This window comes from Serratia sp. Nf2 (genome assembly GCF_003028435.1).
Classification (GTDB): domain Bacteria; phylum Pseudomonadota; class Gammaproteobacteria; order Enterobacterales; family Enterobacteriaceae; genus Serratia; species Serratia marcescens_L.
Genome location: NZ_PYTW01000012.1, coordinates 62,381 through 81,152, shown reverse-complemented (window position 1 = coordinate 81,152; position 18,772 = coordinate 62,381). Strand labels below are relative to the sequence as shown.

Here is an 18,772-nt window from a genome sequence, read left to right as displayed (position 1 = left end):
AGCGAATGGATCGCAAGCGTATCGATCAGGCGGCAGCGCAGGCGGGGATCGCTGCCGATTTCATCAATGCCCACGGCAAGCGGCAGGCGATTGAAGCGGAGACTAAGCGCAAGCTGCTGGCGGCCATGAACCGGGCCGATGCCGCGCAGGAAGGGGCGGCATCGCCGTTACCGGCGGTCAAGGTGTTCTATCAGGGCGCGCCGCTGGCGCTGACTCCGGCGGGCGAAGGCGAGTACCTGTGGGCGCTGCAGCGTGAAGACGGCGAATGCCTGCAGGGGCGCGTCGGCGCGCGCAAGACCCTGACTCTGCCGGGCGATCTGCCGGCGGGTTACCACCAATTGACGCTGAGCCAGGGCGCACGGCAGTGGCCATGCCGAGTGATCGTCGCGCCGAGGCGCTGCTTCGAACCGGACGCCTTGCTGACCGGCAAGAAACTGTGGGGCGCCTGCGTTCAGCTGTATACGCTGCGTTCCGATCGCAACTGGGGCATTGGCGATTTCGGCGATCTGCGCCTGATGGTGGAGCAGGTGGGGGAACGCGGCGGTGCCTTCGTCGGTCTCAATCCGATCCATGCGCTGTATCCGGCCAACCCGGAGAGCGCCAGCCCTTACAGCCCCTCGTCGCGCCGTTGGCTGAATCTGGCGTATATCGACGTCAACGCGGTGGAGGATTTCCAACGCAGCGACGCGGCTCAGCGCTGGTGGCAGACGCCGGCGACGCAGAAGCAGCTGGCCAAGGCGCGCGCCGCGGAGTGGGTGGATTACACCGCCGTGATGCAGCTGAAGCTGGCGGGGCTGAAGTTGGCGTTCCCGCTGTTTCAGGCGCGCAAGCCGAACGACGCGCAGCGTCAGGCGTTCGAACGGTTCGTGACTGAGGGCGGCGATAGCCTGTATCAGCAGGCGGCGTTCGACGCGCTGCATGCCCATCTGGCAGCCAAAGACGCCAGCCAGTGGGGGTGGCCGGCCTGGCCCGAGCGCTATCAACGGGGGCAGAGCGAAGCGGTGCGGCAATTCTGCGACGAACATCAGGACGCGGTCCGCTTTTACCTGTGGCTGCAATGGCTGGCAGGCACGCAGTTTGCGCAGTGTTTTGAGCAGAGCCGGCAGCAGCAGATGCCGATTGGTCTGTATCGCGATTTGGCGGTCGGGGTGGCGGAAGGCGGAGCGGAAACCTGGTGCGACCGTGAACTGTACTGCCTGAAAGCGTCGGTCGGCGCGCCGCCGGACATCCTGGGGCCGCTGGGGCAAAACTGGGGCCTGCCGCCGATGGATCCGCACGTGATGGCGGCGCGCGGTTATCAGCCGTTCATCGATCTTTTGCGCGCCAACATGACCAGCTGCGGCGCGTTGCGTATCGATCACGTCATGGCGCTGCTGCGGCTGTGGTGGATCCCTTATGGCGAAACCGCCGATCGCGGCGCCTACGTCAAATACCCGGTGGACGATCTGCTGGCGGTGCTGGCGCTGGAAAGCCAGCGCCACCGCTGCATGGTGATCGGCGAGGATCTCGGCACGGTACCGGTGGAGATCGTCGGCAAGCTGCGCGACAGCGGCGTCTATTCCTACAAAGTGCTGTACTTCGAAAGCGACGGCGAACATCATTTCCGCGCGCCGCAGGCCTATCCGGTGCAGGCGATGGCGACCATCACCACCCACGATCTGCCGACGCTGCGGGGTTACTGGCAGAGCGGCGATCTGACGCTCGGCGACCGGCTGGGGCTCTATCCGGACGCGGAGATCCTGCGGGAGCTGTTCGCCGATCGGGAACGCGCCAAGCAAGGGCTGCTGGACGGGTTGCATCGCTATGGCTGCGTGCCGCAGAAGGTGGGCAAGAAGGCGGCGCTGCTCGGCATGAGCCCGCTGCTCAACCGCGGCCTGCAGCGCTATGTCGCCGACAGCGCCAGCGCCTTGCTCGGCCTGCAGCCGGAAGACTGGCTGGACATGGCAGACCCGGTCAATATTCCTGGCACCAGTGACCAGTACCCTAACTGGCGGCGCAAGCTGATCCAAACGCTGGAGGAGATGTTCGCCGATCCGCGAATAAACCGGCTGCTGAAGGATTTGGACAAACGGCGACGCAAGGTGTCGGTGGGGTGAAAACGACAATGCCGGAACGGGTTCCCCCTTCCGGCATTGTGTTATCCACCGCGGCGCGAGCGCCGGGGATCAGTAATAGGAGTGCTCGCCGCGCTGGTGCTCGGTCAAATCGCGCACGCCCTTCAGTTCCGGGAACTTCTGCAGCAGCTCTTTCTCGATGCCTTCTTTCAGCGTGACGTCGACCATCGAACAACCGTTGCAACCGCCGCCGAACTGCAGGATCGCCATGTTGTCGTCGGTGATCTCCATCAGCGTCACGCGGCCGCCGTGGCCCGCCAGCTGTGGGTTGATCTGCGACTGCAACACGTATTCCACGCGTTCCATCAGCGGCGCGTCGTCATCGACCTTGCGCATCTTGGCGTTTGGCGCCTTCAGCGTCAGCTGAGAACCCAGCTGGTCGGTCACGAAGTCGATTTCGGCGTCTTCCAGATACGGCGCGCTCAGCTCATCGACATAGGCGGACAGCTTGTCGAACTTCAGTTCGGTATCCGTCGCTTCTACCGCGTCCGGCGGGCAATAAGAGACACCGCATTCGGCCGTCGGCGTGCCCGGGTTGATCACGAATACGCGGATTTGGGTGCCTTCTTCTTGATTTGCCAGCAGTTTGGCAAAGTGTTCCTGTGCAGTATCTGTTATACGGATCATAGCATTAGCTCAATAGTTGACTTCTATAGTCGGTTATAATACGCCCATTGCCGTGGCACTACAACGTGCGGCAAACGCACCATATCTGCACCGAGGCGGCGCCTTGCCGCCGCAGCAGCGCCGCGATCTCCGCGACGGTGCTGCCGGTGGTCACCACGTCATCCACCAGGGCGATATGCCGGCCGGCAACCGATGCCGTGCAGACGAAGGCGCGCTGCAAATTGCGGCTGCGTGCCCCGGCGCTCAGCCGCTGTTGCAAGGCGGTTTTGCGCACCCGGCGCAAGGCCGCGGGGCGATAGACGCAGCCCAGCCAGCGCGCCAGCGGCCGGGCCAGCAGATCGCTCTGGTTATAACCACGGCGCCAACAGCGTGATGTATGCAAGGGTACCGCTAAAATCAGGTCGGGTCTGTTCAGATTCTGCTCTCTGCGCGCCTGCTGCCACCGCAACAGCATCAGGCGTGCCAGCGTCGGCGCCAGCTCGGGCGCGCGGTGAAACTTGAACCTCTTTACCAGTTGGCTGAGGGGCACTACGTAGTCGCCGACGAACACCAGCCGCTGCCAGGGCGGCGGCCGTTGCAGGCAGCGACCGCAGGGCATTTGCGTTTCCCCGGCGGGCAATCCGCAGCACGGGCAACACGGCGGGTGGGCCGGCAGATGGCGCAGGCAGCAGCTGCAGATGCCATGACGCATCAGGCTCAACGGCTGTCGGCATAGCCAACAGCGGCTGCGGATTGATAGCATAGAGCCTCCGAGACGGATAAGCATGAAAGGACAATAACCCATGACAGCGCTGTATTGGCAAACAATAGGTGAAGGCGAACGCGATCTTGTGCTGCTGCACGGCTGGGGATTGAACGCCGAAGTGTGGAGTTGCATTCAGGCGCGACTGGCACCGCATTTTCGCCTGCACCTGGTCGATTTGCCGGGTTATGGCCGCAGCCAGGGGTTCGGTGCCCTGTCGCTGGAGCAGATGACGGAAATCGTGCTGGCGGCCGCCCCGCCGCAGGCCTGGTGGCTAGGTTGGTCGCTCGGCGGGCTGGTGGCCAGCCAGGCGGCGCTGATGCAGCCCGAGCGACTCAAGGGGCTTATCACCGTGGCCTCCTCGCCGTGCTTTGCCGCCCGCGATGAGTGGCCGGGGATCCGCCCGGACGTGCTGAGCGGTTTCCAGCATCAGTTGAGCCTGGATTTCCAGCGCACCGTCGAGCGTTTTCTGGCGTTGCAGACCCTGGGCACCGAGAGCGCGCGTCAGGATGCGCGCCAGCTGAAAGCGGTGGTGCTCAACCAGCCGACGCCGAGCGTCGAGGTGTTGAACGGCGGGCTGGAGATCCTGCGCACCGCCGATCTGCGCGCGCCGTTGGCCGCGCTGGAGCTGCCGCTGCTGCGGATCTACGGTTATCTGGACGGGCTGGTGCCGCGCAAGGTCGCCGAGCTGCTCGATACCGCCTGGCCGAATTCTGCGTCGCAGATCGTGGCCAAAGCCGCCCATGCGCCGTTTATTTCTCATCCCGATGAATTTGTGACGATGATCGAAGCGTTTATTGCAGCACATTGAATCCGGTGGGAAAACGCACGATAGAGCGCTAAAAAAAACGCTGCCGGGTGGATAAAAGACAAAGCTGTTCGATACTTAGTGAGTCAATGCGTTGGCTGCAAAATGAAAAGACCGCGTGCGGCGCTTCTCATTTTGGCGTTTCGTCTCTGGGAAACAGGCCCCGTCAGGGAAAGCAACGAGGCCTGAGGATGTCGCGGCAGCCTGCGGTACTACGCATAGATTCTTGACGGCTTTCATAACAGATAAATTATCCATTGAGAGGTTAGTGTCATGAAATCATTGAAGATGATTATTGCAGCGGCAGTGCTGGGTTCGGTGTCTTTCGGCTCCATGGCGGCAACCCTGCTGACCAAGGAAGATCTGGATAAGAATCCGGGTAAATACGAGAAGATCGGCACCGTCACCACGACGGCGGAAACCACGTCACCGATGGATGCCAAGGAAGAGCTGTCCAAACTGGCGGACGAAAAAGGCGGTCAATACTACGTGATCCTGGCAGGCCGTGAACACGGTAAATTCAGCGCCATCGCCGAAGTTTACAAAGACAAGCAATAAGCCTTGAACGGCAGAGGGGCGCCCGTCATGGCGCCCCTGATCGTCAGGCCTTCAGCCGGTAGAACACCGTGCTGCATCCCTGGCCCTGCGGGCAGCGTTTGCAACTGCCGCTCAGACAGGCGCCGTCATCCTGTTCGATGCGTTCCACTTTTCCCATCGCCGTCAAACGGTCCAGCATCGCCTGCACCAGCGGCAGCGGCGTCGCCAGCGATTGGCTGAGCTGCTGCGCCTGGGCGCTGCCGCGCAGCGCCAGCGCATCGCGCACCTGCAGCAGCCCGGCCATCAGTGACAGCTCCCTTTGGCGCTCTGGCAACAGGCCGCCGGCGTGGCGTTGCCCAGGCGCACCGTGACGCGGCTGCGTGCCCTTCGCAGGCCGAACAGCACCAGCAGATTCACCAGCACCACCACCAGGATCGCCGTCAGGCTGTACTGCGGGTGTTGGTTGAAGGTGGCCACCTGATAGAACAGCGTCGCCAGCGAGTAGGCCACGTTCAGCCCCCACAGAATAGAGAAGGTCATCCAGCCGCGGCTCGATTCACGGGCGATGGCGCCCATCACCGAGACGCAAGGCACATACAACAGCACGAAGATCAGATAGCTGTAGGCGGAGATGCCGGAGCCGAATTTGCTGCTCATCACACCCATTGAGCCGACGCCCATCTCGCCGTCGCCCTTGCTGGCTTCGATCGGGTTGGAGAGCACGCTCAGGCTGAAGGTGTTTTTCAGGCCGTCCCAGGTTTCGTTCAGTGCGCCGCCCAGTTCATCAAGCAGGTTGAAGTTGGCGGCGTCGAACGCCTCTTTGTTGATGTGCTCGGCGGTATACAGCGTATTCAGCGTGCCGACCACCACTTCTTTCGCCATCGCACCGGTTACCAGGCCGACGGTGGCCTGCCAGTTATCGCTGTGGACGCCCATCGGCTGCAGCAGCGGCGTCAGCACTTTGGAGACCGAGGCCAGCGCGGAGTCGTTGATGTTGTCGACCGTCTTGCCGCTGAACGAGAAGCTGTTCAGGCCGCCGATGAATATGCTGGCCACCACGATCACCTTACCGGCGCGCAACACGAAGCCTTTCAAGCGCTGCCAGGTTTGCAGCAGCAGGCTTTTCAAGTGCGGCACATGGTAGACCGGCAGCTCCATCACGAACGGCGAGGCTTCGCCGCGCATGAGGGTGTATTTGAGCACCAGACCGGTGAGGATCGCCACCGCAATGCCGAGCATGTACAGCGAGAATACCACCCCGGCGCCGTCCTGGCCGAAGAAGGCGGCGGCGAACACCGCAAAGATCGCCAGACGGGCGCCGCACGACATGAACGGCGCCATCATGATGGTGATCAGGCGCTCGCGCTGGGCATCCAGCGTCCGGGCGCCCATGATGGACGGCACATTGCAGCCGAAGCCGACGATCAGCGGCACGAAGGATTTGCCCGGCAGCCCGAGCGCCTGCATCAGGCGATCCATCACGAACGCTGCGCGCGCCATGTAGCCGGAATCCTCCAGGAAGGACAGGAACAGGTACATCATGCCGATCTGCGGCACCAGCGGCAGCACGGTGTTGATGCCGCCGCCGACGCCCTGCGCCAGGAAAACGGTCAGCCAGTCGGGGAAGTGCAGGGTGTAGCCGAGCCACTGAATGCCCTGAATAAAGATCGCCGCCGAGCCGATATCGAAGATCGGCTGCAGCGCGCCGCCGATGTTGATCGCCAGCAGGAACATCAGGTACATCACCAGCAGGAAGATCGGCACGCCCAGCCAGCGGTTGAGGATCACTTTATCCAGCAGCTCGGTCAGGCGGTTGGGCATTGCCTGCTGCGAGTTGCTGACCGCGTCGCACAGGGCGGCGATAGACTGGTAGCGTGCGTCGGCGATCACCAGCGCCGGGTCTTCTTGCTCCTGCTGTTGCAATGCCTGAATGGCCGCAGGCAACAGCGCGACGGCGGGACCGGCCAGCCGGTGGCTGTAGATGTCGCCTTCCAGCATTTGCAATGCCAACCAGCGGCGCTGCACCGCCGGCAGCGTTTGCGGCATGGCGTCGCTCAGCGTGGCGACCTCTTTCAGCAACAGCGGCGGATAGTTCACCAGCGCCTGCTGTTCGTTGATGTGATGATTGTCGATCATCTGTTTCAGCACGCCGATGCCGTCGGCGCGGGTGGAGATCATCGGCACTACCGGGCAGCCGAGGCGCGCCGACAGCGCGGCGACGTCGATATCGATATGCTGGCTTGTGGCGATGTCGAGCATGTTCAGCGCCACGATGCAGGGGATGCCCAGCTCCAGCAATTGCAGCGTCAGATAGAGGTTGCGCTCCAGGTTGGAGGCGTCGACCACGTTGATCAGCAGATCGGCGTCGCCGCTCAAAATGTAGTGGCAGGCGATCTGCTCATCGAGCGAGGTTTGCTCTGAAATGGTGGTCAGGGAGTAGGTGCCGGGCAAATCGACCAGCCGCACATCGGACTGCGGGGTGGTGAAATGGCCTTCTTTGCGTTCGACCGTCACGCCCGCCCAGTTGCCGACCCGTTGGCGTGCGCCGGTCAGCTGGTTGAACAGCGTGGTTTTGCCGGAGTTCGGATTACCGATTAAGCCGATGGTGAGTTTTTTCATAGTTCAGCGTGTCGTCTTCAAGGAGAACAGCGCCGGCGCAAGAGCGCGTCGGCAAACGGAGGTCAGGGCTGGCCGTCGAGCTGCAGCAGTGCCAGATCCTTCCTGCGCAGCACCAGGCTGACGCGGCGAGTTTTAATTTCTATCGGATCGCCCAGCGGCGCGACGCGCACCACGTCGAATGAAGAGCCGGGCAGCATGCCGAGCGATAACAGTTTCTGGCGGTAGGCCGGCGCAATTTCACCGGAAAAGCCGACAATCTTATAGGTGCGTTTAGGTTGAAGCTGCATGTGATTAACCTTCCGGGTGCCGATGAACATCGGGCTGATGATAATTGGACGTTGCCGGCGAAAATGCCACGCCGTCGGCGGTATTCATCCATAAGGTCATGCAATAAAATGAGCGCAAATAATAGTAATTATCATTATCGCGTTCAATACAAAAAGTAAGGGCATTGTAACCAATTATTATGGCGACGACAGTTTTTGATGGCGTTGTCTTGATTAACGACGTTTTACCACCGCTTGCGAGCGGGAACAAATGAGAATGGCGAGTTAAATCAGTTACGTATTTGTAGCCGAGTTCTCTCATTTGCAAATATCGATGATGTTTTCCCTTTATTTATTTCCGCCTAAAGGCAATTCGATAACATTATTCCACCGTAATGCGAGCGGTAACCATTTGTGTTTCTCTCACAATTCACAAGATGAAAAATGCGTGTTAACAAAGTTGTTAATAAATGGCTGCAGAAGGCATTTTTGTTGTCTGAATAATGCGAGGGCGGTCACGCAGGAACGGGAAATAAAAAGATGGCGGTTTATTGAGGCGGGTCAAGAAATGCCGCAAGTTTTATTCATCGGAAAGGGCGGAGCAGGCTCCGCCCTGTCGGTTCCGACTTAGCGTTTCTTGCCGAATGCCGCCGCCAGCGCGTCGCCCATGGCGCTGTTGCCGGCCGGCGCCGCGTTGCGCGGTTTGGCCTTGTTGCCGCCCGCCGAACGGTTGGCGTTGTCGCGCGTCTGCGCAGGCGCGTTGCCGCCGCGGCGCGGTGAACCTTCGCCCGGCTGCTCATCCAGGCGCATGCTCAACGCGATGCGTTTACGCTGCAGATCGACTTCCATCACCTTCACTTTGACGATGTCACCGGCCTTCACCACGGTGTGCGGATCTTCGACGAACTTGTCCGCCAGCGAGGAGATGTGCACCAGGCCGTCCTGATGCACGCCGATATCCACGAAGGCACCGAAGTTGGTGACGTTGGTGACCGACCCTTCCAGGATCATGCCCACCTGCAGATCGTTGAGGGTTTCCACCCCTTCGGCAAAGGTTGCGGTTTTGAACTCCGGACGCGGATCGCGGCCCGGCTTCTCCAGCTCTTTCAGGATATCGGTGACCGTCGGCACGCCGAACTTGTCGTCGGTGAAATCGACCGCTTTCAGGCTGCGCACCGCCGAAGCGTTGCCCATCAGATCCTGCAGTGCCTGCTCGGTGGCGGCCAGAATGCGCTGCACCACCGGGTAGGCTTCCGGGTGAACGGTGGAGGCATCCAGCGGGTTGTCGCCGTGGTTGATACGCAGGAAGCCGGCGCACTGTTCGAAGGCTTTCGGCCCCAGGCGGCTGACCTTCAGCAGCTGTTCACGGTTGCTGAAGCGGCCGTTCTCGTCGCGCCAGTTGACGATGTTCTGCGCCATCATGCGCGTCAGGCCGGCCACGCGGGTCAGCAGCGGCACCGACGCGGTGTTCAGATCGACGCCGACGGCGTTCACGCAGTCTTCCACCACCGAATCCAGCTTCTTCGCCAACTGGCTCTGGCTGACGTCGTGCTGATACTGGCCGACGCCGATGGATTTCGGATCGATCTTCACCAGCTCCGCCAGCGGATCCTGCAGGCGACGGGCAATGGATACCGCGCCGCGCAGCGACACGTCGAGATCCGGGAACTCAAGCGCCGCCAGTTCGGACGCGGAATACACCGAGGCGCCCGCTTCGCTGACGATCACTTTCTGCGCCCGGACCTCGCCGAACTGCTTTTGCAGGTCGAGATAGAAGCGCTCGGTCTCACGCGAAGCGGTGCCGTTACCGATGGCCACCAGCTCCACGTTATGTTTGATGCACAGCGCCGCGACGATGGCGGCGGCTTTGGCCGCTTGCCCGGTGTGCGGGTAGACGGTGTCGGTGGCGACCAGCTTGCCGGTCGCGTCGACCACGGCCACTTTCACCCCGGTGCGCAGGCCCGGATCGAGGCCCATGGTGGCGCGCATGCCGGCCGGCGCGGCCATCAGCAGATCGTGCATGTTGCGGGCGAAAACGTTGATCGCTTCATCTTCCGCGCGCTCGCGCACCGTGCCCATCAGCTCGGTTTCCAGGTGCAGCAGCACCTTGATGCGCCAGGTCCAGTTGACCACCGCCTTGCGCCAGGCGTCGGCCGGGGCGTTATTCAGACGCAGGTTGAGGTGATTGATGATGATCAGCTCCGCCTGGCTTTCACGCGGCGCTTCCTCAAACTGCGGATCGGCGTTTAGCGCCAGCTGCAGCACGCCTTCGTTGCGGCCGCGGAACATCGCCAGCGCGCGGTGCGAAGGCACCTGGGAAATCGGTTCGTGGTGATCGAAATAGTCGCGGAATTTGGCGCCTTCTTCTTCCTTGCCCTCGACCACTTTGGACACCAGATGGGCGTTTTTCCACAGGTAGTCGCGCACCTTGGCCAGCAGCGAGGCATCTTCGGCGAAGCGCTCCATCAGGATATAGCGCGCGCCGTCGAGGGCGGCTTTGACGTCCGCCACGCCTTTGTCGGCGTCGACGTAGCGTTCAGCCAGCTGTTCCGGCTGCTGTTGCGGATCCTGCCACAGCGCGTCCGCCAGCGGTTCCAGGCCGGCTTCGATGGCGATCTGGCCGCGGGTGCGGCGCTTCGGTTTGTACGGCAGATAGAGGTCTTCGAGCTCGGTCTTGCTCAGCGTGGCGTTGATCGCCCCCGCCAGTTGTTCGGTCAGTTTGCCCTGTTCATCGATCGACTTCAGGATAGTCTGGCGACGATCTTCCAGTTCACGCAGATAACCCAGGCGGGTTTCCAGCTGGCGCAGTTGGGTGTCGTCCAAACCCCCGGTGACTTCCTTACGATAGCGTGCAATAAAAGGCACGGTATTACCTTCATCCAGCAGACGGATGGCGGAGTCGACTTGCTCCGGCCGGGCCTGCAGTTCTGTTGCAATAATGCGGCTCAGTGGGTCATTCATAGGTCTGGTATCTGTATTGAGAACGGTGAATAAACAGGGGACAGTTATACGGATTGATCGGGGAAAATGCCAGTGGAGCGGGCCGCCGCCGCGCGGCTGCGGCGTGGAGAACTGCGCAGGCGGCGGCGTTGGCGGCGGTTCGGAAAAAGCTGAAAGCTTACTTCGGGTAGTCTATCTCGTTAACGTACCACTGCGCCTCGCCCAGTGGCGTATTGACGGTGGCGACGTCCCCGACCTCTTTTTTCAGCAGGGCGCGCGCCATCGGCGCGTCGATGGAGATGTAATCCTTGCGGCCGAAGATTTCGTCGTAACCGACGATGCGAAAGCGTTTGGTCTCGCCGTCTTCGTTCTCTACTTCCACCCAGGCGCCGAAGAACACCTTGCCTTCCTGCTGCGGGGAGTAATCGACGATCTTCAGCTGCTCCAGGCATTTGGTCAGATAGCGGACGCGGCGGTCGATCTCGCGCAGCCGCTTCTTGTTGTACTGGTAGTCGGCGTTTTCGCTTCTGTCGCCCAGGCTGGCGGCCCAGGTCACTTTCTTGGTCACCTCGGGGCGTTCTTCGCGCCAGAGGTAATCCAGCTCTTGTTTGAGCTTGTCATACCCTTCACGGGTTATCAGTTGAGTTCTCATGGTGATTTATCTTTATGGGGCCACCGCCACAGTGTACGTGAATGCGGGGGGCTTTAGAAATGGCGCGCGGGCCTGTGCGTTGTCGCACGGTTTTTATTCAGTTTGCGCAGCTTTTAACAATCGGGAGTATGCTTAGCGATAGCGGAAAAGGAATGTGACGAAAGGAGGATATCTGGCGAGAGAGACAAGGAATTTTGGCGCACAACCCAACACATTGAAGGTATTACCGCATGGAATTTAAAGATTACTACGCAACGATGGGCGTTGAGCCCAACGCCGATCTGAAAACCATCAAAACGGCCTACCGCCGGCTGGCGCGTAAATATCACCCTGACGTGAGCACTGAAGACGACGCCGAGAGCAAATTCAAGGAGCTGGCCGAAGCCTATGAGGTGCTGAAGGACGAAGAACGCCGCGCTGAGTACGATCAGATCCGGCTGCACCGTAACGATCCGAACTTTGGCCGCCAGGCGCGCGGCGATCAAGGCGGCTACCAGCAGAGCGCTTCATGGCACGGCGGCGGCGCCGACGCGCAAGACTTCTCCGATTTCTTCGAAAGCATGTTCGGCGGCCGGGCGGCGGGCGGGCATCGCTCTGCTTCGCACTCGCACGGCGGACATGGCTTCCGCGGCCAGGATCTCGAGATGGAGGTGCCGCTGTTCCTCGAGGAAACGCTGCATGGCCAAAGCCGCGAGATCTCCTACAAGCTGCCGGTGTATGACGAGCTGGGGCGGCAGGTGAGCGAAGCCAGCAAAACGCTGAACGTGAAAATCCCGGCCGGCGTGGGCGACGGCGAGCGCATTCGCCTCAAGGGGCAGGGCGTTGCCGGCGTGGGCGGCGGCCAGAACGGCGACCTGTATCTGGTCATCCGCCTCGCGCCGCATCCGCTGTTCGAGATTGACGGCCACAACCTGAGCATCGTGGCGCCGCTCGCCCCGTGGGAAGCGGCGCTGGGGGCCAGCATCGAGGTGCCGACGCTGACCGGCAAAATCGCGCTGACCGTGCCGGCCGGCAGCCAAAGCGGCAAACGGCTGCGGGTCAAGGGCAAGGGGCTGGCAGGCAAGAAAGAGCCAGGCGATCTGTATGTCATTCTCAAGGTGGTGATGCCGCCGAAGCCGAACGAGAAGGCCAGCGCCCTGTGGCGTGAACTGGCTGAACAGGCGGCGTTCAACCCGCGCGCGGAATGGGAGTAAAGCACATGATGAAAAAAGAGATCACATTCACCGTGGTGGAACTGTGCCAACGGGTGGAGATTTCAGAGGATGAGCTGGTCGAGATCGTCGGCCTGGGCGTGATCGTGCCGCTGGAGCCGGCGCAGCCGAGCTGGGAGTTCGATTACCCGGCGCTGAGCTATCTGCAGCGTGCGCGCAGGCTGCGGGCCGAGCTGGATCTGGATTGGCCGGGGATCGCCATGGCGCTGACGCTGCTCGACCGGGTTGATGCGCTGCAGCAAGAGAACCGGCAGCTGCGTCGGCAGCTGGCGCGTTTCCTGCAGACTTCCTGACTCGCCGACAAAACGCCACCGTGCGGTTCGCCGGTGGCGAAATTGCGTAAAATTGGGCCGCCGCCCCACATTGCGCCGATAAAGGGCGAAATTTTGACGAACCCCCGTCGACATTCGATGAAAATTGTTGATAAATGGGGAAAAGAATAAGCTTTGTAACAATTTCGTCTAGAATACATACCATTAAACGCTGTCTCAAATGGCAAGGTTTTCTAACAATATTCGAGTCAGGCAATAAAGCCTTTGGGAGTAATACCATGCAAGAGAATCATAAGATCCTGGTTGTCGATGATGACATGCGCCTGCGCGCGCTTTTAGAACGTTATTTAACCGAGCAGGGCTTCCAGGTTCGCAGCGTTGCCAACGCTGAGCAAATGGATCGCTTGCTGACCCGTGAATCCTTCCATCTGATGGTGCTCGATCTGATGTTGCCGGGCGAAGATGGGCTGTCCATCTGCCGCCGCCTGCGCAGCCAGAGCAACCCGATGCCTATCATTATGGTTACCGCCAAAGGCGAAGAGGTCGATCGCATCGTGGGGCTGGAAATCGGCGCCGACGACTACATTCCTAAACCGTTCAACCCGCGTGAGCTGTTGGCCCGCATCCGCGCGGTGCTGCGCCGCCAGGCTAACGAACTGCCGGGCGCGCCTTCGCAGGAAGAGGCGGTGATCGCGTTCGGGAAATTCAAACTGAACCTCGGCACCCGCGAGATGTTCCGCGAAGACGAACCGATGCCGTTGACCAGCGGCGAGTTTGCGGTCCTGAAGGCGCTGGTCAGCCACCCGCGTGAACCGCTGTCGCGCGATAAGCTGATGAACCTGGCGCGTGGCCGCGAATACAGCGCCATGGAGCGCTCGATCGACGTGCAGATTTCTCGCCTGCGCCGCATGGTTGAAGAAGATCCGGCGCATCCGCGTTATATCCAGACCGTTTGGGGTCTCGGCTACGTGTTCGTCCCGGACGGCAGCAAGGCATGAGGCGATTGCGCTTTTCACCGCGTAGCTCGTTTGCTCGAACCCTGTTGTTGATCGTCACCTTGCTGTTCGTCAGCCTGGTGACGACCTATCTGGTGGTGCTGAACTTCGCCATCCTGCCCAGCCTGCAGCAGTTCAACAAGGTATTGGCGTACGAAGTGCGTATGCTGATGACCGATCGGCTGCAGCTGGAGGACGGCACGCTGCTGGAAGTGCCACCGGCGTTCCGCCGTGAGATCTACCGCGAACTGGGCATCTCTCTTTACACCAACTCGGCGGCGGAGGAGAGCGGCCTGCGCTGGGCGCAGCACTATCAGTTCCTCAGCCAGCAGATGGCGCAGCAGCTCGGCGGGCCGACCGATGTGCGGGTGGAGGTGAACAAGAACTCCCCGGTGGTGTGGCTGAAAACCTGGCTGCAGCCCGATATCTGGGTGCGCGTACCGCTGACGGAAATCCACCAGGGCGACTTCTCTCCGCTGTTCCGCTATACGCTGGCGATCATGTTGCTGGCAATCGGCGGCGCCTGGCTGTTTATTCGCATTCAAAACCGCCCACTGGTGGAGCTGGAACATGCGGCGCTGCAGGTGGGCAAGGGCATCATTCCGCCGCCGCTGCGCGAGTATGGCGCTTCCGAAGTGCGATCGGTGACTCGCGCATTCAATCAGATGGCGTCGGGCGTCAAGCAGCTGGCGGATGACCGCACCTTGCTGATGGCCGGGGTCAGCCATGACCTGCGCACGCCGTTGACGCGCATCCGGCTGGCGACCGAGATGATGAGCGCCGAAGACGGCTATCTGGCCGAGTCGATCAATAAAGACATCGAAGAGTGCAACGCCATCATCGAGCAGTTCATCGATTATCTGCGCACCGGGCAGGAGATGCCGACCGAAAGCAGCGATCTGAACGCCATTTTGGGCGAGGTGGTCGCGGCGGAAAGCGGCTATGAGCGGGTGATTGAAACCGCGCTGTCGCCGGGTGAGCTGATGATGAACGTGCACCCGCTGTCGATTAAGCGGGCGGCGGTGAACATGGTGGTGAACGCGGCGCGTTACGGCAACGGCTGGATCAAGGTCAGCAGCGGCCGCGAGCTGCAGCGCGGCTGGTTCCAGGTGGAGGATGACGGCCCGGGCATCAAGCCGGAAGAATTGAAGCACCTGCTGCAGCCGTTCGTACGCGGTGACAGCGCGCGCAGCACCAGCGGCACCGGTCTGGGGCTGGCGATCGTGCAGCGTATTATCGACGCGCACGACGGCGAGCTGGATATCGGCACCAGCGAGCGCGGCGGGCTATTGATCCGCGCGTATATTCCGTTGCCGATGGAGAAAAAAGAGTCGGCCAACGGCCATCAAACCGCCAGAGAAAACGCCTGACGCTCTTGGCGCGGGCCGCATCGTTGCGGCCCCGTCAGGACTTCCGGCTCATCACGTAGTATTCCGCCGCATCCTCATGCAACCGACGGCCGGTCGGTGCCTGCCACGGATCGATTAACTCGATGCCGCAGTGGAGGAAGTCTTTGGTATTGCGGGTGGCCAGGGCGGCGCCGTAATACAGGCAGGTGGCGGCGATTTGGGCATCCGGCACGCTCATCGCTTTACCCAGAAGCCGATTCCTTGCCGTCAATTCCGCGTATTGCATCGCGCACAGCCCATCAAACGGCAATATCTGCCCCTCGAACTTCAATTCAATCGCGTCCGCCAATTTGAGCTTGAGATCCCGCTGGCGCTTGCCGTCAGGCATGCAGGCGACGCCGCTGAACAGTTCGGCCAGGACAATGGCGCTCAGATAGAGCTCGTCATTGTCCTTTTCATTTAACCAGTTAATGACGTTGTAGTACGGACTGGGGCGCAGCGTTTCTGAAATGACGTTGGTGTCTAGAATAATCATGCGTTGTCATCTTCATCATCAAAGGTGACGATGCGTGGTGGCACGGCGTCACGCGGTGGGATCTCCAGCTCGACGCCGCCGAATTCGGCGAAGTGCTGATGCATCCAGGTACCCAATCCATAGCGCGGCGGCTTTTTCACCAGCGCCTGTTTCAGGATCATGCGCGCTTCCTCTTCCATGGAATGGCCGTTTTTCGCCGCTGAAATACGCAGCAGCTCTTTGATTTCGTCGTCCAGATTTCTGACGGTGATAGTCGCCATTTAAACCTCCTTTGCTATCAATGATTGCATTGACTTATTTTCTCGCCTTGCTGGTTAAAAAGCAATCACTGAAAATAAAAAAAAGGCGCGGGATCCGCGCCTTAGCTGAAGAGGTAACGCTACCGAATTACAGCTTCGGGCCGGCGCTGACCAGCGCGGCGCCCGCAGGCGTGTCGGTGTATTTGTCGAAGTTGGTGATGAAGCGCTCGGCCAGATCCTGCGCTTTTTCCTGCCACTGCTCGAGGCTGGCATAGGTATTGCGCGGATCGAGGATCTCCGGGTTCACGCCCGGCAGCGCGGTCGGCATCGCCAGATCGAAGATCGGCAGGGTGACGGTTTCCGCCTTGTCGATTTCACCGCTCAGGATGGCGTCGATGATGCCGCGCGTATCTTTGATCGAGATGCGCTTGCCGGTACCGTTCCAGCCGGTGTTGACCAGGTAAGCCTGGGCGCCGGCGGCCTGCATGCGTTTCACCAGCACTTCGGCGTACTGCGTCGGGTGCAGCGACAGGAATGCGGCGCCGAAGCAGGCGGAGAAGGTTGGCGTCGGTTCGGTTACGCCGCGCTCGGTGCCGGCCAGCTTGGCGGTGAAGCCGGACAGGAAGTGGTACTGAGTCTGGTTGGCGGTCAGACGCGATACCGGCGGCAGCACGCCGAAGGCATCGGCGGTCAGGAAGATCACCTTGGTGGCATGACCCGCCTTGGACACCGGCTTGACGATGTTCTGGATATGATAGATCGGATAAGAAACGCGGGTGTTCTCGGTTTTCGAACCGTCGTTGAAGTCGATGCTGCCGTCGGCCAGCACGGTGACGTTTTCCAGCAGCGCATCGCGTTTGATGGCGTGGTAGATGTCCGGCTCGGCTTCTTCAGACAGCTTGATGGTCTTGGCGTAGCAGCCGCCTTCGAAGTTGAACACGCCGTCGTCGTCCCAGCCGTGCTCGTCATCGCCGATCAGCTGACGCTTAGGATCGGTGGAGAGAGTGGTCTTGCCGGTGCCGGACAGGCCGAAGAACACCGCCACGTCGCCTTTCTCGCCCACGTTGGCCGAGCAGTGCATCGAGGCGATGCCTTTCAGCGGCAGCAGGTAGTTCATCATCGAGAACATGCCTTTCTTCATTTCGCCGCCGTACCAGGTGCCGCCGATCAGCTGCATGCGCTCGGTCAGGTTGAAGGCGACGAAGTTCTCCGAGTTCAGGCCTTGCTGTTGCCAGTTCGGATTGGTGCATTTGGCGCCGTTCATCACCACGAAGTCCGGCTCGAAGTCCGCCAGCTCTTCGTCGCTTGGGCGGATGAACATGTTTTTCACGAAGTGCGCCTGCCAGGCCACCTCGGTGATGAAGCGCACTTTCAGGCGCGAGTCGGCATTGGCGCCGCAGAAGGTATCCACCACGAACAGGCGCTTGCCGGACAGTTGTTCGGTGACCAGGTGTTTCAGATCGGCCCACACTTCCGGGCTGAGGGGTTTGTTGTCGTTTTTGCCTTTGCCCTGATCGGCCCACCACACGGTATCGCGGGTGATGTCGTCGCGGACGATGTATTTGTCTTTCGGCGAACGGCCGGTGAAGATGCCGGTATCGACGGAGACGGCACCCAGCTTGGTGACTACCCCACGCTCAAAACCTTCCAGAGATGGGTCTGTTTCTTCCTTAAACAGCAGTTCATAGCTCGGGTTGTGAACGATTTCGCTAACGTCGTGAATGCCGTAAGCGGCCAGATCCTGAGGGGTTATACCTTTAACGCGCATGTTACTACTCCTTGGTCACAGAATTTCTGGCGGCAATTGTAGGGATCTAACGGTGCGTAACCGCGATGGGTATCAAATATTTAACGTTTTAGGCGGTATTTCGTTACGATCTGAGAGATAGCACACGGAAAAAAGCAAACGTGCAAACGGCGGGCGTTGGCGGGCGCCGGGCGCACCCGCCGAAGAGGTGTAACTTAGTGCAACTGGTCGCTTTCGCCGGTGTTACCCGCATACAACGCGGCAACATCAACCGGGTCAAAGACATAGTGGCTGCCACAGTAGTCGCAGTGCATGTCGATATTGCCGTCCTGCTCCAACATGTCCGCCACTTCGTCGGTCGGCAGCGTCAGCAGCGCGTCGGCGCAGCGCTGGCGAGAACAGGTGCAACGGAACTGCACGTTCTGTGGTTCGTACAGGGTGACTTCTTCCTGGTGATACAGGCGGTACAGCACTTCGTTGGCCGGCAGGCCGAACAGCTCTTCGCTTTTTACCGTGTTGGTCAGTTGCACCAGATGATCGAAATCATCGAGGTGGCCGTCCTGCGCCGGCAGCACCTGCAGCAGCATACCGGCCGCCGCGGCGTTGCCTTCCGCTTCGCCGGTGCGGATGAACAGGCGGGTTGGCAACTGCTCGGACTGGCGGAAGTAGGCTTCCAGGCATTCGGCCAGGGTTTCACCTTCCAGGCCGACCACGCCCTGATAGCGCTCGCCTTCCGTCGGGGAAATGGTGATGACCATGACGCCGTTGCCGATCATCTGATGCAAGGTGCTGTCGTCGGCGATAGGCGCCTGGGTGCGCGCAACGCCGCGCATCTCCTGACGGTTGTTGCCGTTGATCACCGCCAGCTTCAGCGGGCCGTCGCCTTGCAGCTGCACGGTGATGTCGCCGTCGAACTTCAGGGTCGCGGTCAGCAGACTGGTGGCGACCAGCAGTTCGCCCAGCAGCTTTTGCACCGGCGCCGGGTAGTCGTGGTTGTTCAGGATCTGCTGATAGGTTTCGCTGACGGTAACCAGCTCGCCGCGCACCGCGTAGTTTTCAAACAGGTAACGGTGCAATTGGTCATGGTTGGACATAATCTTCTCTCATTGCGGTGAGGGG

At 60.8% G+C, this 18,772-nt stretch carries 18 protein-coding genes; 7 read left to right on the top strand and 11 right to left on the bottom strand.

Annotated elements, in window-relative coordinates; genetic code table 11:
- The first annotated feature begins 5 nt into the window (after positions 1–5).
- Positions 6–2,096: a 4-alpha-glucanotransferase gene (gene malQ / locus C9411_RS22725; protein WP_107227976.1), complete on the top strand. Its 2,091-nt coding sequence runs from the start codon at positions 6–8 to the stop codon at positions 2,094–2,096.
- Between the two features lie 69 nt (positions 2,097–2,165).
- Here the strand turns inward: malQ and nfuA are convergent, their stop codons facing one another.
- A complete protein-coding gene (gene nfuA / locus C9411_RS22720) occupies positions 2,166–2,741 on the bottom strand; it encodes a Fe-S biogenesis protein NfuA (protein ID WP_025304558.1) in 576 nt (191 codons plus the stop codon).
- A gap of 58 nt (positions 2,742–2,799) precedes the next feature.
- Positions 2,800–3,483 carry a DNA utilization protein GntX gene (gntX, locus tag C9411_RS22715; RefSeq protein ID WP_063991707.1) on the bottom strand — a complete coding sequence of 228 codons (684 nt, stop codon included), beginning with the start codon at positions 3,481–3,483 and terminating at the stop codon, positions 2,800–2,802.
- Between the two features lie 40 nt (positions 3,484–3,523).
- On the opposite strand from gntX, the gene bioH reads away from it, so the two are divergent.
- Positions 3,524–4,294 (top strand): pimeloyl-ACP methyl ester esterase BioH, encoded by a 771-nt coding sequence (gene bioH / locus C9411_RS22710; RefSeq protein WP_063991706.1) that lies wholly within the window; start codon positions 3,524–3,526, stop codon positions 4,292–4,294.
- 270 nt (positions 4,295–4,564) lie between these two features.
- Positions 4,565–4,849, top strand: a complete 285-nt coding sequence (locus tag C9411_RS22705) for a YdgH/BhsA/McbA-like domain containing protein (RefSeq protein ID WP_004930765.1) — start codon at positions 4,565–4,567, stop codon at positions 4,847–4,849.
- A gap of 43 nt (positions 4,850–4,892) precedes the next feature.
- Here the strand turns inward: C9411_RS22705 and C9411_RS22700 are convergent, their stop codons facing one another.
- The 5 genes from C9411_RS22700 to greB form a co-directional block, all read right to left on the bottom strand.
- Entirely contained in the window at positions 4,893–5,132 is a 240-nt protein-coding gene (locus C9411_RS22700) for a FeoC-like transcriptional regulator (RefSeq protein WP_063991705.1), read from the bottom strand.
- On the bottom strand, positions 5,132–7,447 hold the full coding sequence (gene feoB, locus C9411_RS22695; protein WP_063991704.1) for a Fe(2+) transporter permease subunit FeoB: 2,316 nt from the start codon (positions 7,445–7,447) through the stop codon (positions 5,132–5,134). Before feoB ends, C9411_RS22700 begins: the two co-directional genes overlap by 1 nt.
- A 62-nt stretch (positions 7,448–7,509) precedes the next feature.
- Positions 7,510–7,734, bottom strand: a complete 225-nt coding sequence (feoA, locus tag C9411_RS22690; protein WP_025304553.1) for a ferrous iron transporter A — start codon at positions 7,732–7,734, stop codon at positions 7,510–7,512.
- A gap of 606 nt (positions 7,735–8,340) precedes the next feature.
- Positions 8,341–10,674, bottom strand: a complete 2,334-nt coding sequence (locus tag C9411_RS22685; RefSeq protein WP_107227975.1) for a Tex family protein — start codon at positions 10,672–10,674, stop codon at positions 8,341–8,343.
- Positions 10,675–10,831: 157 nt separating this feature from the next.
- Entirely contained in the window at positions 10,832–11,305 is a 474-nt protein-coding gene (gene greB, locus C9411_RS22680; protein ID WP_038878177.1) for a transcription elongation factor GreB, read from the bottom strand.
- A gap of 230 nt (positions 11,306–11,535) precedes the next feature.
- On the opposite strand from greB, the gene cbpA reads away from it, so the two are divergent.
- From cbpA to envZ, 4 genes are all read left to right on the top strand, one after another.
- Complete coding sequence (cbpA, locus tag C9411_RS22675) at positions 11,536–12,498, top strand: curved DNA-binding protein (protein ID WP_107227974.1); 963 nt, start codon at positions 11,536–11,538, stop codon at positions 12,496–12,498.
- 5 nt (positions 12,499–12,503) lie between these two features.
- Entirely contained in the window at positions 12,504–12,809 is a 306-nt protein-coding gene (locus tag C9411_RS22670; protein ID WP_107227973.1) for a chaperone modulator CbpM, read from the top strand.
- A gap of 257 nt (positions 12,810–13,066) precedes the next feature.
- Positions 13,067–13,786, top strand: coding sequence for a two-component system response regulator OmpR (ompR, locus tag C9411_RS22665; RefSeq protein ID WP_004709363.1), 720 nt, complete (start codon positions 13,067–13,069; stop codon positions 13,784–13,786).
- The gene (envZ, locus tag C9411_RS22660; protein ID WP_038881686.1) at positions 13,783–15,153 is read left to right on the top strand and encodes a two-component system sensor histidine kinase EnvZ; all 1,371 of its coding nucleotides are present in this window, start codon (positions 13,783–13,785) and stop codon (positions 15,151–15,153) included. Before ompR ends, envZ begins: the two co-directional genes overlap by 4 nt.
- A gap of 34 nt (positions 15,154–15,187) precedes the next feature.
- Here the strand turns inward: envZ and C9411_RS22655 are convergent, their stop codons facing one another.
- The 4 genes from C9411_RS22655 to hslO all read right to left on the bottom strand — a co-directional run bounded on the left by C9411_RS22655 (position 15,188) and on the right by hslO (position 18,747).
- The gene (locus C9411_RS22655; RefSeq protein ID WP_107227972.1) at positions 15,188–15,667 is read right to left on the bottom strand and encodes a type II toxin-antitoxin system VapC family toxin; all 480 of its coding nucleotides are present in this window, start codon (positions 15,665–15,667) and stop codon (positions 15,188–15,190) included.
- Entirely contained in the window at positions 15,664–15,927 is a 264-nt protein-coding gene (locus tag C9411_RS22650; protein WP_004930730.1) for a plasmid stability protein, read from the bottom strand. Before C9411_RS22650 ends, C9411_RS22655 begins: the two co-directional genes overlap by 4 nt.
- Before the next feature lie 127 nt (positions 15,928–16,054).
- The gene (gene pckA / locus C9411_RS22645) at positions 16,055–17,674 is read right to left on the bottom strand and encodes a phosphoenolpyruvate carboxykinase (ATP) (protein WP_015379308.1); all 1,620 of its coding nucleotides are present in this window, start codon (positions 17,672–17,674) and stop codon (positions 16,055–16,057) included.
- A gap of 194 nt (positions 17,675–17,868) precedes the next feature.
- Positions 17,869–18,747, bottom strand: coding sequence for an Hsp33 family molecular chaperone HslO (gene hslO / locus C9411_RS22640; RefSeq protein WP_063991700.1), 879 nt, complete (start codon positions 18,745–18,747; stop codon positions 17,869–17,871).
- Positions 18,748–18,772 lie beyond the last annotated feature (25 nt).